Genomic DNA, 16,011 nt, shown 5'->3' on the forward strand with positions numbered 1-16,011 from the left:
TTTGTTATCTCTTTCCTGCTTGGGCCGCTGCAGTCCCAGATTCGAGCACATAAGTTACCGCCTCACGTGGCGGGGCAGGCCTTTTGTGGAATTTCATTCCCTTGCGCCACAGAAGAAGTGCTTCCCAATGGATGCCCGCGACAACTTTTAAGGTCATCAGCGGGTAGCGAATGAAGGCTCCTATCAGTTTACGGTCCGAAAGCACGTTTCGACCACCAACAAAGGCCGCATTTAAAAATGGGCCGTTTTCATCGGTTTCGCGGATGGTGACCGCAACAGTGTCGCCCGGCACCTTGATGCAGAAATGATAGTCCGCAACCATGTCGACAAACGGGGAAACATAAAGTCCCTTCGCACAGGACTGGCGTAAAACACCCTTGTCATCGACCGCCGCATCGCCAACTGGAATGAGATAGCTGTGCCGGTCCCCAAAGGTGTTGGAAACTTCATACAGCACCGCGCCGATTGCCCCGTCTGCGCGATAACAGAAATACACAGACAGCGGGTTGAACACGAAACCCAACAGGCGCGGATAGCACAGCAATTGAATATTGTGCGCACAATCGCCGAGATCATGCTGGGCCAAAATGGCTTCCAGCCGGGTGCGTAAATTTACAGCCCCGCCATCGGCGTGATCGCGATCATGAAAGGAAAACAGGTTAAACCGGTTGCGGCTGAACAGACGAAGCTTTGCCGCAAGGTCGTCAATCTCATCAAGATCCAGCAGAAAGGAAAACACAGAATAGCGCAGCTTGTGCTTTTTCGGGCGCAAGCGATGATGGGTAACCACCCCTTCATAAAGGGCTGATGCCCAATTGGCTGAGGCAGGCTGTTTGCTCATGCTGCCTCACTTGGATTTTGCGAAAGGCGTTCTGTCACATGGATACGACCACTTTCATCCTGGACAGTCCAAGGACGACGGACACCGCCAAGGGCCTCTGCCACGGCAAGACCAGACTGGAGGCCATCTTCGTGGAAGCCATAGCCAAAGTAACTGCCGCAATACCAAATGTTATCCAGCCCCTGAATCGACCAAAGGTCTTTTTGCGCCGCCATGGCATCCGCATCAAACAGTGGATGGTCATACAGGAATGAACGAATGACGCTGCCTTCTTTGGGCTGGCGCGGCGGATTAAGCGTAACAAACAGCGGCTTGTTTTCATCAAGATGCTGCAGGCGGTTCATCCAGTACGTCACACAGACTTTTTGTTCACCGTCATGTTCTTCGGCCAGATAGTTCCAGCTTGACCAGACTTTGTGATTTTGCGGCATCAGGCTTTGATCATTGTGCAGGATCGCTAGGTTGCGTTCGTATTCAAACGCCGAAAGCAATTCTTCCACACGCTTATTTGGCGTTTCCTGAAGTGCCAAGGCCTGATCACCGTGACAGGCCAGGACAACGTGATCAAACACCTCACGCTTGCCATACCGGTCTTCGATATAGGCCCCACCTTGCGGGTTGCGCCCGACTTTTGTGATCGCGCGGTCCAAAACAACACCGCCGGAAATACCTGCCGTCATGCGTTTTACATATTCGCGTGATCCACCGTCGACCGTGCGCCATTGCGGTCGGTCCTTGATCTGTAGCAGTCCATGGTTCTGACAAAACCGGACAAACGCCGCCAACGGATAGGCCATCATGGTATCAACGGGTGTTGACCAGATCGCGGCCCCCATCGGCAGTAAATGATCATTTATAAACGGCTTGGAATATCGATTGTCGCGCAGATAGTCGCCAAGACTGACATGTTCGGCCGTGCCATCTTCAAGGGCGGCGGGCGCTTCGCGGTAGAACCGCAAAATATCACGCACCATCTTTAGAAACCGTGGGCGGAAAATATTGCGTTTTTGGGCAAAAAGCGCGGCAAGATCACTTCCGCCATATTCCAAACCGCCCTTATCCATCGAAGCGGCAAAGGACATATCCGTTGCACTGGTTTTGACATCAAGATGATCAAACAGCGCGCACAGGTTGGGATAACAACGGGTGTTATAAACAATAAAGCCTGTATCAACCGGGGTATCGCCAGCATCGACTGTGTTGGAATGCCCGCCGGGACGGTCATCCTTTTCAAACAGCGTCACATTATGTGATTTGCTAAGCAGCCAAGCAGCGGACAAGCCCGAAATACCCGACCCGACAACCGCGATGTTTAGTTTCCCCGTAGTGACATTGTTCATATGGGTCTGGCCCGCTTGCAGTTATGATTTCAGAACTACATATGAATACGCATGACATATCCGTACGGATCACAGGATGTTCTTTAATTGTTGTCATCGTAAGTATCTGACAGAACCATAAAATTTTATTTGATCCAAATGCAAGCGGCCGCCGTACGATCTGTATGATGAACATGATCTTGGCACGGCCCCAAAGGGGACCAGAAATCAGAATGAGCGGCACAACAACAAGACGCCCCGGACCGACGGACCCTGTCGAGGCGAAAAAGTGTGCCGACTGGATCGTTGCTGTTGCGACGTCCCGTGACCGGGATGCATTTGCGCAACTGTTTGCGCATTTTGCACCGCGCGTAAAAGCCTACATGTTCCGGTTTGGCGGCAACTCTGAAACCGCCGAGGAACTGGCACAGGAAGCAATGATGCAGGTTTGGCGCAAAGCCCATCTGTATGATCCGGCGAAGGCTGCTGCCAGTACATGGATTTTTACCATTGCCAGGAACCTGCGCATTGACAGGTTCCGGCAACGCAAACATATCGAGGTGGATGATTCTGACCCGACTTTGATCATTGACGAGGATCCGTTGGCCGACGAAGTGGTCAATCGCAATCAGGAAGCCGTCTTGGTCAAAGCAGCGATGCAGGATTTGCCCGCCGATCAGAAGGTAGTTGTAGAATTGTCGTTTTTTGAAGATTGCTCTCACAGCGAGATTTCCGAGCGGCTTGATATCCCGTTGGGAACAGTAAAGTCCCGCTTGCGGCTGGCCCTTGGCAAGCTGCGTGGCGGGCTGGAAAGTGTCGCATGAATATTAAACATCATCCAACCGACCAGACATTGATGGACTATGCCGGTGGTTCGCTGTCACAGGCCATGGAACTTCTGGTCGCGACCCACATGACCGTTTGCCCGCATTGCCGCGGCAAGGTAAGCGGGTTTGAAACCATGGCCGGTGCCGCACTTGAAACCACCAACACGATGGAAATGGCGGATCATTCGCTTGATCACGTGATGGCGATGCTTGAACGCGATACCGCCAATGAAAACATCGTGCCCGAAGAAGTTGTCACGCCGCGCAAGATTGCGGTTGGCGAAAGCATCACCGGAAGTGCGATAACCGCCATCCCCCGTCCATTGGCAGAACTGCTGCCGGTCGGGGTCACATCGCTTGAAGATATTCCGTGGAAGACGCTGGCACCGGGTGTGAAGCATTTCCAACTGAAATCGATTGAAAGCAAGGGCACCGTGCGCCTGATGAAGATCGCACCGGGTGTTTCAATCCCCGATCACGGGCATCACGGCCATGAAATGACCTTGTTGATCAAAGGGTCCTATATCGATGAAATCGGTCGGTTCCGGGCAGGTGATGTTGCCGATCTTGATGATGATATTGATCATCAACCGATTGCTGATACCGCCGAAGAATGCATCTGTCTGATCGCGACCGATGCCCCGATGAGATTTAATCGACTGTTGCCAAAATTGCTGCAACCGTTCTTTGGCATCTAAGGTCGATCACGATTTACCCTGCGTCCCAACGCAGAAAGCCCCGAAGGTCATTGGCCTTTGGGGCTTTTCTTTATTCAGCAGCAACCAGCCATTTGATTGTGTGTTTGCCCGGTCCGGGTAACTTGCAGGTCTTGGCCAACCAGTTTCCAATCTCGCCAAGCTGCTGATCAAATTGCCAAGGCGGGTTGATTACAAGCAATCCCGCCCCTCGCATCCGGCCTTTTGCACCACCTTGATCACATGAAATCTCAGCGGCAAGCACCCCGCCCGATGCCTTGATCGCCCCGAATGCATTGCGCATTTCGGCATCAAATCCGTCTTCAAGGATCGGATACCACAGCATGAAAGTCCCGGTCGGCCAGCGTTCCCGTGCGCGTTGCGTTGCATTGATCGCCTTTTGATAGTCCTGCTTTACGTCATAACTCGGGTCCATCAACACCAACCCACGACGAATGGCGGGCGGCATCATGGCAACCAATCCTTCATAGCCATCCCGCTTATGCAGGTGGATGCGTCCATCGCGTTTAACCCGGTGATACAGGGCGTCATATTCGCGTGGATGAAGTTCCATCAGGATCAACTCATCCTCTTCGCGCAACATTTCACGCACAATAAACGGCGAACCCGGATAAAACGGCCCGGTATAATCAACTTCATCACCCTCGCGGACACCGTAATCCCGCCCCTTGGCGGTCGGATCAAACGCCGCAACATGATCGAGATATTGCTTTAGCATTTCGGGCACATCTGAGGATGAAGATGCTGCCTTTGCCAAGGCATAGCCGCCTTTCCACTCGCCGGTTTTTGCCGCCTGCGCACTGCCAAGATCGTACCAGCCCGATCCGGCGTGGCTATCAATCACGCAGAACGGTTTATTCTTTTTGCGAAGATGGTTCAGGACCAACCACAATGCGGCATGCTTATGCATGTCGGCAAAGTTCCCGGCATGAAAACCGTGCAAATAACTTAACATTGCGGCTTATCCTTTCTTTGGGCGCGAACGATTGCGGCCCGCCTTTCCGGCATTTTGTTTACTATGCGCGACACCGGGCTTGGCATTTGCGTTGCCCCGCGCACCGGCATGCGGTTTTTTCCGCCCCGATAGGGACTGTTCACCGCTGGTTTCGGCCGTCGTATTTTGTGATCTGTTGCGCTGACGTGCCGGTTTATAGCCGCCGTGACGGCGCGGCTTTCGCGGTTGATCTTCGCGATCTGTGCCACCCTCTTTTGCATCAAGCCCGGTCGCATCTGGCAACTCATCCTTGCGCGGCGGTTTGGCCGATCCGGGGGACAAACGGCGATGGGTTGCCGGCGGGGCGTCAACTTCAATGACTTTCCATTCACCCGGCGCCAAGCCATCCAGAACCCAATCCCCAATCGCATGGCGGATCAGGCGCAAGGTCGGAAAGCCTACAGCTGCCGTCATGCGCCGCACCTGTCGGTTTTTACCTTCGGTGATGCTGAGTTCGATCCAGCTGGTCGGGATGGCCTTGCGATAGCGCACCGGCGGATCGCGTTCCCAAAGATTGGCCGGTTCATCAATCAGGCGCACCTTGGCCGGAAGGGTCATGCCGTCTTTTAACTCAACCCCGGACCTTAAAGCTTCAAGGGCTTCTTGGGTCGGCTCGCCATCGACCTGCACCAGATAGGTTTTGGGTTTCTTGTATTTCGGATGGGCAATCTGGGCATTGAGCGGCCCATGATCGGTCAACAGTAAAAGACCTTCGCTATCTCGATCAAGGCGACCGGCGGCATAGACACCGGGCAGATTGATATAATCAGCCAAAGTCTCCCGACCGTTTTCACGGTCGGTAAACTGGGTCAAAACGCCATACGGCTTGTTAAACAGGATCAATTGCGCCATGGCGCGCATAAAACCAACTTTGACGCGACTGTCAACAGATCGGTCGCGTGATGATCGGGACAGCTTCCAAATTTTAATCGCGGATCAGATATTCCATGGTGGTCACAACCCGGACTGTTTTGTTGATCTGACCGGCCTCGTTCATGTTGGGCGCACCGTCTGCTGCCAAAATCTGAAACAGCCCCTGTGTCGCCCGCCGGATCCCGCCAAGCTGCCCACCCGAATCCGTCGCGAACTGTAATGCCGCTTCGCGGGCATTTTCCGTCGCCGCCGCAATCATATCGGGCTTGATATCATTCAATCCGGTGAACAGGTAACTTGGACCGGGGTTATACCCCTGCCCGCCCAGAACAATGCCGCCTTGCAGCAATTTGCCAATATCCTGTGACGCGCCAACCACGGCATCGACGTCATCGGAACGGACCTGAATGGTTTGATTGACGATATAGCGACTTTCAATCGGCCCTGATCGATAGGATTGGGCAAGTTGATCGGTTACTTGCAGGTTTTGTAATTCGGTCTGTTCGCGGGCAATCCCGTGGGTGGCCAAGAAATCAAGCAGGGTCTTGGTATCTGCATCGATTTTGGCCTGTGCGGTTTGCAACGAGTCATCGGTGGCAACAAAGGTAATCGGCCAAACCGCTTTATCGGCCTTCACATCGCGTTCCGACAATCCCTTGACCGTAACAAAGCGATCCAGGGACCGCATATTTTCAAGACCATTGCCGACCAGCCAGCCTGATGCGGCAAGCCCGCCTCCGACAAGAAGTGCGGCGACAACTTTTGCAAAGCCTGATGATTGCGTCATACGTGACCCCTTACCCTTACATCCGTTGGATGAAAATCGCTGTGATAAAGCTTATCCTTGATTTGACTGTATCAACAGAAAAAGCGGCGATAGAGAGGCAGAAGATGATCAGTCCACATTGATTGATCGCATCATTTGAATGCATTCAAAAACTGTCGCATTGTTGATCGGCCCATGTTAAAATCGCCGCCATAGTTTACCATAGCTTAAAGGTCAGGACATTCTGGCCCCAACACCCCATATGCCCGCAAACGTCACAAGAGGTCATCCATGCTGCGTTCTGAAATCAATGCCTGCATCACGCACGCCAAAGAACTTTACGCATCCATCGCGTTCAAACTTCCTGAATGGGCGCATTACAGCCCCGAACAGTGGGATAGCGAACCTGATCTTGCGAAATGGTGCCGCGGCCATCAGATGGGCTGGGACGTGACCGATTATGGCGAAGGCAATTTCAAAACCCGTGGCCTGATCCTGTTTTGCCTGCGTAATGGCATCCTGCGTCAGCCGGGCGAAGTGCCCTATGCTGAAAAAATCATGATCGTTGGCGAAAATCAGGAATGCCCGTGGCATTACCACAAGGTCAAGATGGAAGACATCATCGTCCGTGGCGGCGGCAATCTGGTGATTGAGCTTTGCAACCTGACCGAAGATGGCCAAATGGACCGCGTGAACGACGTTCATGTTCGAACCGATGGCAAGCTTAATATCCTGCCCGCTGGCGGCAAGGTTGTCTTGGAGCCGGGCCAAAGTGTGACCCTGCCGCGCACCCTTGTGCATCGGTTTTATGGGCAGGAAGGCAAAGGCCCGGTGATTGTCGGTGAAGTCTCACAGGTCAATGATGATCTGGCGGATAACTATTTCTTTGATTGCGATGCGCGCTTTACCAAAATCGACGAAGACGTCGCACCAATCCACCCGCTTTGGAACGAACTGCCTGCTGAATAATTCAGCCGCCGTTTCGTTATCCGATCAAACAAAGGCCCCGCAGATCATGCTGCGGGGCCTTTTCATGTTCCAGTCCAGATTACGCTCGGCGGGTCTTACTCGGCTGGCGGTATTTCAGTGTGGTCGCCAAGGATTTGTTCGAATTCGGGCATATCGCGCAATGGTTCAAATTCTTCTTCGGTCCAAGCCGGATGACGCATGGATTCCGAAAGTTCCACCGCACGCTGCAAATCGGCAAGAGCCGCCTCGCGGAAGCCAAGACCGGCATTGGCACAGGCACGCTGGTAATGGCCATTAGCACTCTCGGGTGCCTCGGCCAGCAACCTGTTGCACAGGCTAAGCGCCCAGTCACGATCACCTAATTGCAGGGCAGCATCGGCTTTGTAAGCCATGACTTCCGGGTCACCCGGTGCCAATTCCAAAATCTTGTCATAGGTTTCAATTTTAGCACGTGGATTGGACACCTGATTTGCCTGAAGCCACAGCGCATGAATGGTCTGGGTGCGCTCGATCTCATGCTGATGTTCATTGATCACTTTGGATTTTAGTCGCAATTCATCTTCAAGCGAAGACAGCCGTGCTTCAAATTCATCGGACAGGCGTTGCAATTCGGTATTGGCCAGATTACGCACGCTGCCTTTTAGCTCCCGCAGGGACTGCCATCCCAGCATGGTCAAAAGCGCACCGACTGCGGCAACAAAATAGAAGAAATAGGTGACAGTATTCGATGAATAGGAAATGGCCTTATCGATTGCTTCAAGCTGCCGGTTAACCACTTCGCGCAGAAGCTCCGCGCGCATGCCCTGCATTTCGGTTCGCAGGTTTTTCAATTCATCCAAAACATACCGTTCCATTAAGGGCGGCATGTTGGAACGTTCGTCTGCGGATAATGCGCGAAAATCAATCTGCGGCGGCGTTGCCGGGGCTGCTTCAACGGATTGCACTGTCACGTTGCTGTCAGAGGATAAGTCTTGTTCCTGTGCCGTAGCCGCATTTCCACACATGAGCAAGCCGATCATGATCGTGAAAATTGCACCCAAACTCAGTTGTTTTGGCATTTTCCTGCCTTCCCTATCCGTATCAAATCCGTTCCGCAGAGGACGAAGCTATCGGACAAGCTTGAACAAACCAATAAAATTGCAACCCAAGAATGCTATCCGTTTGAGTGATGTTCTGATAGAAACCGGGGGTAGAATCTTCGCACAGCACCATTTACATAAGAAAATGGCAAATCACACACTATCCTTTTAGATAGGAACAATGCCCCAGCAACGTGAATACAGGCAAAAATCCCGTGTTTTGTCGCGGCAAACGCTGGCGCTAATTGACCAGCTGGGGCTCAGCGCGAGTCCGGTCAATTTTTCGGTTCTTTATGCCTATTTCGAAAAATCGGACGAAAGTCTGGTGACGGCCATCGACATTTTACGCAGCAACAAACGCGACTTTGATGATCTGCAGTGCCATGAGCTTTATCAACGCTATTTCCAGCAGCCCCGCAAACAGGAAATCATCGAAACACTCAGTACTGACTTACGCAATCAGATTGATCAGGTTCTTGATCAGTTTTCCAAGGACGGTACGCTCGCGCATCTTGCTGGCGTAAAAAATGCTCTGAACGCGGTTTTAAGCACAACCATTTATCAAGACGATGCAGATGATCATCTGGAAGATCGTCTTGATGAAGCATCGAGCGAAGTTTCTAAATTACGCGATGATCTTGAAAAAATGAAACACGAAGCCCTGACCGATGGCTTGACCGGCATTGCCAACCGCAAAGCATTTGACGAACGATTACGTAATGCTGCAATGGCCGCAATGGAAAATGGTCAGGAGATGAGCATGCTTTTGGTTGATGTAGATTTTTTCAAAAAAATTAACGACCGTTTTGGCCATCAGGCTGGCGATCAAGTCATCCGTTTACTGGCCAACACATTAACGCAAAGTGTCAAAGGCCGTGACATCACTGCCCGATATGGCGGCGAGGAATTTGCCGTCATTTTGCCTGACACCAAGCTTGAAGATGCTGAAAGTCTTGCCGAAAACATCCGTCATACGGTTGAGGCGCTTGATGTAATAAGCGAAAATCGCAGCGAAGTTATCGGCAAGATCACGGTTTCGGTCGGGGTTGCCTGTTACCAACTCGGCGAACCGCTTGCACGCATGATCGAACGGGCTGATCAGGCCCTTTATCTTGCCAAATCAAGTGGCCGCAATCTGGTCATGACCGAGAATGATCTTTTGGCGTCCTTTACAAAATCTGCGGCAAAGGCCTAAGGTCAGAACCAAGGGCCTGTATTTGGCGCATAGGGCCTTGCATTGTCAGACGCTGACAAGTGCTGCGTTTATCCGTATAAGGCAGGCCAAGTTATCGAATTCAAACTGGTCTGGTTTACGTGAAAAAAATTGATGTCCTTGTCATCGGTGCCGGTGCTGCTGGCCTGATGTGCGCGATCGAAGCAGGCAAACGCGGTCGATCCGTCGTGGTCGTTGACCATTCAACAAAGCCCGCCGAGAAAATCCGTATTTCCGGCGGCGGACGGTGCAATTTCACCAACATCCACACCAGCCCGGAAAACTTCATCTCGCAAAACAAGCGGTTCTGCGTTTCCGCCCTGAAACGCTATACCCAGCATGATTTTCTTGATCTCGTGAACCGCTACGACATTGCCTGGCACGAAAAAACACTGGGTCAATTGTTCTGTGATGACTCATCATTCCAGATCATCGACATGCTGCTCGATGAATGCGATGCATCCGATGTCGAAATTCGCCTGAACACGGAAATTTCCAACATCATCCGCCGCGATGATAGCGGGTTTGACATCACCACCCGAACTGGCGCGCAATGGACTTGCGAATCCCTTGTTGTTGCCTGTGGCGGCCTTTCGATCCCAAAGATCGGCGCCACCGGGTTTGGTTATCAGATTGCCCGTCAGTTTGGCATTGAAGTCATTCCGACCAAGGCTGCCTTGGTGCCGTTAGTGTTTGATCCTGACCTTCGGGCAAAAACGGGGGAACTTTCGGGTATCTCGGTTGATGCCGTGGTTCAGTGCAACAAGAAACAGTTCCGCGAAGGAATGCTGTTTACCCATCGTGGTTTGTCAGGCCCGTCGATCTTGCAAATTTCATCCTATTGGGATGAAGGCGATAACATTACGGTCAATCTCAATCCTGAAGAAGACGCGTTTGATCTTTTGAAAACGGCCAAGGGTGAAAGCCCGAAACAGGCTGTTCACAATGTCCTGTCACGTATCCTGCCCAACCGTCTTGCCCAGATGATTACGGCGCGCCACGATCTGGAACGCCCGATTGGCGAAACCGGCGATAAGGCACTTCGCAAACTTGCCATGGATGTCAATCAATGGGCGGTGATGCCCAGTGGCACCGAAGGATATCGCACGGCCGAGGTCACGGCAGGCGGAGTTGATACCAACGCCCTATCATCAAAAACCATGGAAGCCCGCGATGTGCCGGGTCTTTATTTCATCGGCGAAGTTGTCGATGTGACCGGCCATCTGGGCGGATTTAATTTCCAGTGGGCATGGTCATCGGGCTGGTCTGCGGGACAGGTTGCCTAAGCAAACAAAACCATACACAGAATATCCATATTTCATGCTGTATATTAATCCGTGCATTTCACCGCACGGGAACAACTATGTCCTTCAACCGTTTATGGTGAAACGCGGTCTTCAATACCGCTGCAACAAACACGAGGTTGGAACATGTTTGAATATGGTGGAATTATCGGTCTTTTGATCCTGATTGCCGATATCTGGGCAATCGTCAATATTATGGGCAGCGGGGCAAGCACCGGGTCAAAAGTACTTTGGACCGTTCTTGTTCTTGTCTTGCCGGTTCTGGGTTTGATCATTTGGTTCTTTGCCGGTCCACGAAGCGGACGGGTTTAAGTTTAAACCATCACGACAGTACCAATAAACACAAAGGCCGACAGATTTCTGTCGGCCTTTGTGTTGTGCGCAGAACTGTTCGTCTTGAAGGCAAAGTGCCTTAGACACCTGCGGCAAAAATCATGACAGCCCCGACTGCGGCAAGCCCGATCCGCACCAAAACCGGACGCGGTGATATCAGACCAAAGGAAATGGCGGTCAAGCCAACGGCGACCTTGATCCCCGCAGCAATTGCCCAAACCGGATCATTGCCAAGATCAATCAATGACGCATTGGCCACCATGGCCAGCGGAACGATATAAAGCCCGATGCCAAGTGCCATGGCGGTTCCGGCAACCTTAAGCCAGTTTTCTTCAACCATGCCTGCAGCAATAAACACCGCCCCGCAGACCGGCGGGGTGATGGTCGAAAGCAAGGCAAACCAGAAAACAAACAGATGTGCCTGCAATGGATCAAGACCAAGTTCGATCAAGGCAGGCCCGGCGACCGAAACACAGATCACATATGCTGCTGTGGTCGGGACTTCCATACCCAAGATCAGACAGGCAAGTGCGGTTAGCAGCAATGCTGGCCACAACATCCCGCCAGAGCCCGATAGCAAAAGCGAGGTGATCTTGACCCCAAGCCCGGTCAGGCCAAGCACACCAATCACGATGGAAGCACATAAAATGATCGATCCGATCATTGCCACCTGTCGCCCGGCATTCAGGCAGACATCAGAAAACCGCCCCTTTGCCCGCATCAGGCTAAAGCTCAGATTGCCATCAAAGAACAACAAGGCCGCCCCTGCGACCAAGGCAAGGCAGGCGGCATATTGCGGCGTATATCCCCCGCCAAACATGCCCCATAGCAAAATGGTAAACGGCACAAGGAAGAAGCAGGATGTGATAACGACAGCACGAACAGTCGGCCGATCATTTTCAGGCACACCCGGAAGTTCATAGCGCTGGGCAAAGGCATTGATGCCAACCCAGACCGCCAGAAAATACAGGATCGCAGGCAAAATTGCCGCCACCATAATATCGACATAGGGCCGCCCGGTCAGCTCGACCATGACAAAGGCCCCGGCCCCCATCAAAGGTGGCATGATCTGGCCCCCTGATGACGCCACGGCTTCGACTGCAGCGGCAAGGCGCTTGGGATATCCAAGGCGTGTCATGGCAGGCAACGTAATGGCGCCGGTGGAGGCAACATTGGCCGATGCGGACCCGGAGATGGAGCCAAACAAAGCCGATGAAATCACCGACACCTTGGCAGCCCCGCCTTTCAGGCGACCTGCCGCCGCACCGGCAACATTCATAAAGCCCTGCCCGGCTTCACCGCCATTCAGCACAGCACCAAAAATAACAAAGATCGCAACGATGCTGACCGAAACACCGGTCAAACTGCCCCAAAGGCCCCCTTCGGCAATCGTCAATGTGCCCAACATGCTTTCGACCGGAAGGCCCCCATGGCCGAACTCGCCGGGGACATATTCGCCAAACAGCGCATACAGGAGTGCGATGGCCGCAACCATTGGCAAAGGCCAGCCAATTGCCCGGCGGGCCATTTCCAGAACCACGATCAGCAACGCACTTGCCATTGCGATCTGCCCATACCCCGTCAGGAACCCGTATTGATCAGACAGGGCTGAATGGTTCCAGACAATCCAGCCACACCCCAGCAAACCGATCATGGTCAGGATCAAGCCCGATATGTATTGCGGTCGGGTTTTGGCAACAAAGATCAGCGCCCATGGCAGGGCAAGCGCCATATGAATTGGACGACTGACGAGATTGGGGACGAGGCCTGAAAAAATCAGCCAAAGATGGAATGCAATCGAAATTGCACCAAGAATAATCCAGAAGGGGCGAGAAATGGCCGACATGTTTGTTCAGTTTGTTTGATAAAGAATGGCCCGGCAAAACTGCCGGGCCTGTCATTTTCTGGATGGATCAGGCCTTAACGCTGATCATCACGGACCGGGAAGCCTGACTCGGCGTAATAACGCAGGGCACCTGCGTGGATTTTCCCACCGATATTGCCCAGCATTTCCGGTGCAACACCGTTCCACCAGGACGAGCTTTCACCCATCTTTGCTTTTTGCTGCCAAAAGGTTTTGGTCAACTGATAAGCTGTTTCGTCATCCATCTGGGTGGTGGCAAAGGCCACAACCGAAAGCGATGCCGTGGTGATATCGGAATCCTGTCCGCTATAGGTACCTGCCGGAATAACCGTCTTGTCGCGTTTGGTCAGGGCAAGCTGTTCATCTGACAAGGACAGAACAGTCACATCCGTTCCGGCAGCAGCTTCGATCACGTTTGGTGCAGGCCATGAACCAGCCGTTACGAAACCATCGATCTGACCGTTTTTAAGGGCAGCAACCGCATTGGAAAGTTCGGCATCGGCCAGTTCGACCTTACCTTCAAGACCAAACAGGTTGAGGTATTTTTCACCTTCGCTTGCACCAAAGGATCCCTTGCCCAACAGAATGGTTTTGCCTTCAAGACCGGCGAAATCGGTTGCGCCGGAATCCGCGCGCATCACGAAATGCATGGTCAAAGACGGGATCGGGAACAGGGCGCGCACTTCCTGAAACTTTTCAGTCGGGCGACCTTCAAACGGACCTTTGGCATTTTGGGCCAAGCCAACCAGACCGGGGGGAGATGTGAAAACATAATTGCCCGAACGCACCATGGCTTCCATGACGTTCTGAACCGAACCCTGACTTTCTTCGACCGTGACGATCACGTCACCATCGGTGCCGGTTTTCATTGCTTCGGCGAACTGGGCGGCCATCTGATAATAAGATGAAGCAGCTTTGGCCGATTTCAGGGTAACACGGGTTTCGGCCTGTGCTGCTGTTGCAACAGACAGGGCCATGATGCCGGCAGTGAGAACGCCGAATGTACGTAATATTTTCAAGGTTTCCTCCCCTTGTGTGGTGGCTCGCAGGTCGGCTTTGACTACCGAACTTCGGGGCGAACCGGTCCGCTGATGGCGATAAACGCAAAATCCAACCATGTTGCAGGAAGGTTTTGGCAAAAAGAACCAATTTCCCAGACATAGAAAGCATCAAGCTGCTCAAGGTCAAGCGGCTTGTACCGATTTGCAGGAGCCCAATGGCATAAAATACCGCAAAGCGGTCCGGTTTTCACATGCCAGTTGTGCAAAACCGACGCTGTTCGCGGGCAAGGTTCGGGCCTAAAGGAAGCCTACGAATTCTAATGGAACTTCTTATGCAGGACGGCGTTAGAGCCAAGATGCACGGTTAATCCTTCCACATCAAAGTGTTGTAAGGATTGACAGGTTTCACGCCATTGCCGCAGGGTAGACCTGCTTTACCGAAAACCTAACGAGGAAGCCATGCCGCGTTCGCCGGTCGCCATGATTATTGCATTGTCTGCAACGCTTTTTGCCGCCTTTGCACTTAACACGGGCTCATCCCTGCAATCATCCCTGCTGGCACTGCGTGCCTCGGCCGAGGGGTTTGCACCGATCTATACCGGTATCATCATGGCATCCTATTATGTCGGTTTTGTCGCCGGGATCATCTGGGGCGCAAGTCTTGTGAACCGGGTTGGTCATATCCGGACCTTTGCCGCCCTTGCTTCGACCGGCTCGGCCATCACATTGCTGCATGCGGTTTTTGTTGATCCAATCACCTGGTCGCTTTTCCGCGCCATGACGGGGCTTTGCCTGTCGGGTTTGTATCTGGTGGTGGAAAGCTGGCTGAATGCACAATCTGACAATACGTCGCGCGGAAGCACGATTGCGATTTATATGACCGTATCACTTGGCGGTCTTGCGATTGGTCAGCTAATGCTTAATGTCTCGCCGATCAGCGGGTTTGAGCTTTTTACCGTCGCATCTGTTTTGCTGTCACTTTCATTGGTGCCGCTTGCCCTGACCCGTCAGCCACCGCCTGCCGCTGTGAGTGGCGAGCGCATGACATTCCGCCGCCTTTATAAAATTTCCCCGCTTGGTTTTGTTGCCGCATCAGGTGCCGGTGTATTGTCCGGTGCGATTTATGGTGTTGGTCCGGTCTTTGCCGCCGACCTTGGCCTTGCGACCAATGACGTTGCCTATTTCATGTTCTTTGTCATTCTGGGCGGCATGATCATGCAGTTCCCGATTGGCAAGCTGTCGGACATGGTACCGCGCCAATATGTCATGATTGTCGTTTTGCTGGGTCTTGGTGTCTGTGGTCTGATCCCGCTTGCCATCCCGGAAATTGTCCGTGAAAACCTGACCCTTTGGGGCGGCATCACGGGCGTTTTCATCATGCCGATCTATGGATTGGCAGTGGCCTATGTGAATGACTACCTTAATCCCGAAGACATCGTTCCGGCATCGGGTGGTCTGTTGATCATTTATGGTGGATCTGCGGCATCTGGCCCGCTCTTGGGCGGTACGGCGATTGGGTATTTCGGGCCATGGGCCATGCCGGTCTTCTTTTCGATCGTTGGTATCTCTGTTGCAAGTTTTGCAATTTACCGTGCTGGCTTTGGCCGTCGTATCAGCATCGAAGAACAAGGGCAGTTCGTTGCCGTTCCCCGGACAACGCCAATGGCGTTCGAGCTGTCCCCGATCACGGATGAAACCGATGAAGACGGGAACCCGATCGTCGCGGCCAGCACGACCGACGAAAACACAGCCGCTGACAATCCTGACGCGTTTCTGACCCCTGATGGCACCGCCCATCCTGATGATTTTGGCCAAGTCCCCGTCGATGGAACAGATGGTCCGGACAAAACCACCGAAATACCCAAAAAGAACTAAGATCAAGCATTCAGGTTGCTCTTCGATAGGCGAGGCA

General features: G+C 52.8%; 15 protein-coding genes. 7 read left to right on the forward strand and 8 right to left on the reverse strand.

The window, feature by feature from the left end; genetic code table 11:
* Positions 1-4 precede the first annotated feature (4 nt).
* The gene (locus ACQ0MK_RS15480; RefSeq protein ID WP_430473366.1) at positions 5-841 is read right to left on the reverse strand and encodes a DUF1365 domain-containing protein; all 837 of its coding nucleotides are present in this window, start codon (positions 839-841) and stop codon (positions 5-7) included.
* Positions 838-2,181 (reverse strand): NAD(P)/FAD-dependent oxidoreductase, encoded by a 1,344-nt coding sequence (locus ACQ0MK_RS15485; protein ID WP_430473367.1) that lies wholly within the window; start codon positions 2,179-2,181, stop codon positions 838-840. The genes ACQ0MK_RS15480 and ACQ0MK_RS15485 overlap by 4 nt, the downstream gene beginning before the upstream one ends.
* Positions 2,182-2,393: 212 nt before the next feature.
* On the opposite strand from ACQ0MK_RS15485, the gene ACQ0MK_RS15490 reads away from it, so the two are divergent.
* Together ACQ0MK_RS15490 and ACQ0MK_RS15495 are read left to right on the forward strand one after the other, a co-directional pair.
* Positions 2,394-2,984: a sigma-70 family RNA polymerase sigma factor gene (locus tag ACQ0MK_RS15490; RefSeq protein WP_430473368.1), complete on the forward strand. Its 591-nt coding sequence runs from the start codon at positions 2,394-2,396 to the stop codon at positions 2,982-2,984.
* Positions 2,981-3,685: a ChrR family anti-sigma-E factor gene (locus tag ACQ0MK_RS15495; RefSeq protein ID WP_430473369.1), complete on the forward strand. Its 705-nt coding sequence runs from the start codon at positions 2,981-2,983 to the stop codon at positions 3,683-3,685. The genes ACQ0MK_RS15490 and ACQ0MK_RS15495 overlap by 4 nt, the downstream gene beginning before the upstream one ends.
* Before the next feature lie 70 nt (positions 3,686-3,755).
* Here the strand turns inward: ACQ0MK_RS15495 and ACQ0MK_RS15500 are convergent, their stop codons facing one another.
* The 3 genes from ACQ0MK_RS15500 to ACQ0MK_RS15510 all read right to left on the reverse strand — a co-directional run bounded on the left by ACQ0MK_RS15500 (position 3,756) and on the right by ACQ0MK_RS15510 (position 6,357).
* Positions 3,756-4,658, reverse strand: a complete 903-nt coding sequence (locus ACQ0MK_RS15500; protein WP_430473370.1) for a 23S rRNA (adenine(2030)-N(6))-methyltransferase RlmJ — start codon at positions 4,656-4,658, stop codon at positions 3,756-3,758.
* A gap of 6 nt (positions 4,659-4,664) precedes the next feature.
* Complete coding sequence (locus ACQ0MK_RS15505) at positions 4,665-5,549, reverse strand: rRNA large subunit pseudouridine synthase E (RefSeq protein ID WP_430473371.1); 885 nt, start codon at positions 5,547-5,549, stop codon at positions 4,665-4,667.
* A 73-nt stretch (positions 5,550-5,622) separates the two neighbouring features.
* On the reverse strand, positions 5,623-6,357 hold the full coding sequence (locus ACQ0MK_RS15510) for an SIMPL domain-containing protein (protein ID WP_430473372.1): 735 nt from the start codon (positions 6,355-6,357) through the stop codon (positions 5,623-5,625).
* A 270-nt stretch (positions 6,358-6,627) separates the two neighbouring features.
* On the opposite strand from ACQ0MK_RS15510, the gene ACQ0MK_RS15515 reads away from it, so the two are divergent.
* Positions 6,628-7,305: a D-lyxose/D-mannose family sugar isomerase gene (locus tag ACQ0MK_RS15515; protein WP_350048130.1), complete on the forward strand. Its 678-nt coding sequence runs from the start codon at positions 6,628-6,630 to the stop codon at positions 7,303-7,305.
* Between the two features lie 95 nt (positions 7,306-7,400).
* On the opposite strand, the gene ACQ0MK_RS15520 is transcribed toward ACQ0MK_RS15515, so the two are convergent.
* Entirely contained in the window at positions 7,401-8,363 is a 963-nt protein-coding gene (locus tag ACQ0MK_RS15520; RefSeq protein ID WP_430473373.1) for a tetratricopeptide repeat protein, read from the reverse strand.
* Positions 8,364-8,565: 202 nt separating this feature from the next.
* Between ACQ0MK_RS15520 and ACQ0MK_RS15525 the strand changes: the two genes are divergently transcribed.
* The 3 genes from ACQ0MK_RS15525 to ACQ0MK_RS15535 all read left to right on the forward strand — a co-directional run bounded on the left by ACQ0MK_RS15525 (position 8,566) and on the right by ACQ0MK_RS15535 (position 11,213).
* Positions 8,566-9,579, forward strand: a complete 1,014-nt coding sequence (locus tag ACQ0MK_RS15525; protein WP_430473374.1) for a diguanylate cyclase — start codon at positions 8,566-8,568, stop codon at positions 9,577-9,579.
* A 119-nt stretch (positions 9,580-9,698) separates the two neighbouring features.
* Positions 9,699-10,883, forward strand: coding sequence for an NAD(P)/FAD-dependent oxidoreductase (locus ACQ0MK_RS15530; protein WP_350048124.1), 1,185 nt, complete (start codon positions 9,699-9,701; stop codon positions 10,881-10,883).
* 144 nt (positions 10,884-11,027) lie between these two features.
* Positions 11,028-11,213: a PLDc N-terminal domain-containing protein gene (locus ACQ0MK_RS15535; RefSeq protein WP_350041239.1), complete on the forward strand. Its 186-nt coding sequence runs from the start codon at positions 11,028-11,030 to the stop codon at positions 11,211-11,213.
* 100 nt (positions 11,214-11,313) lie between these two features.
* Here the strand turns inward: ACQ0MK_RS15535 and ACQ0MK_RS15540 are convergent, their stop codons facing one another.
* Both ACQ0MK_RS15540 and ACQ0MK_RS15545 read right to left on the reverse strand, forming a co-directional pair.
* Positions 11,314-13,080 (reverse strand): TRAP transporter permease, encoded by a 1,767-nt coding sequence (locus ACQ0MK_RS15540; protein WP_430473375.1) that lies wholly within the window; start codon positions 13,078-13,080, stop codon positions 11,314-11,316.
* A 74-nt stretch (positions 13,081-13,154) separates the two neighbouring features.
* On the reverse strand, positions 13,155-14,117 hold the full coding sequence (locus tag ACQ0MK_RS15545) for a TAXI family TRAP transporter solute-binding subunit (RefSeq protein WP_350048120.1): 963 nt from the start codon (positions 14,115-14,117) through the stop codon (positions 13,155-13,157).
* A gap of 441 nt (positions 14,118-14,558) precedes the next feature.
* Here ACQ0MK_RS15545 and ACQ0MK_RS15550 point away from each other — a divergent pair, with 441 nt between their 5' ends.
* Positions 14,559-15,974: an MFS transporter gene (locus ACQ0MK_RS15550; RefSeq protein WP_430473376.1), complete on the forward strand. Its 1,416-nt coding sequence runs from the start codon at positions 14,559-14,561 to the stop codon at positions 15,972-15,974.
* Positions 15,975-16,011: the final 37 nt, after the last annotated feature.

The sequence above is a fragment of the Thalassospira lucentensis genome, assembly GCF_050516545.1.
GTDB classification, from domain to species: Bacteria; Pseudomonadota; Alphaproteobacteria; order Rhodospirillales; family Thalassospiraceae; genus Thalassospira; species Thalassospira lucentensis_C.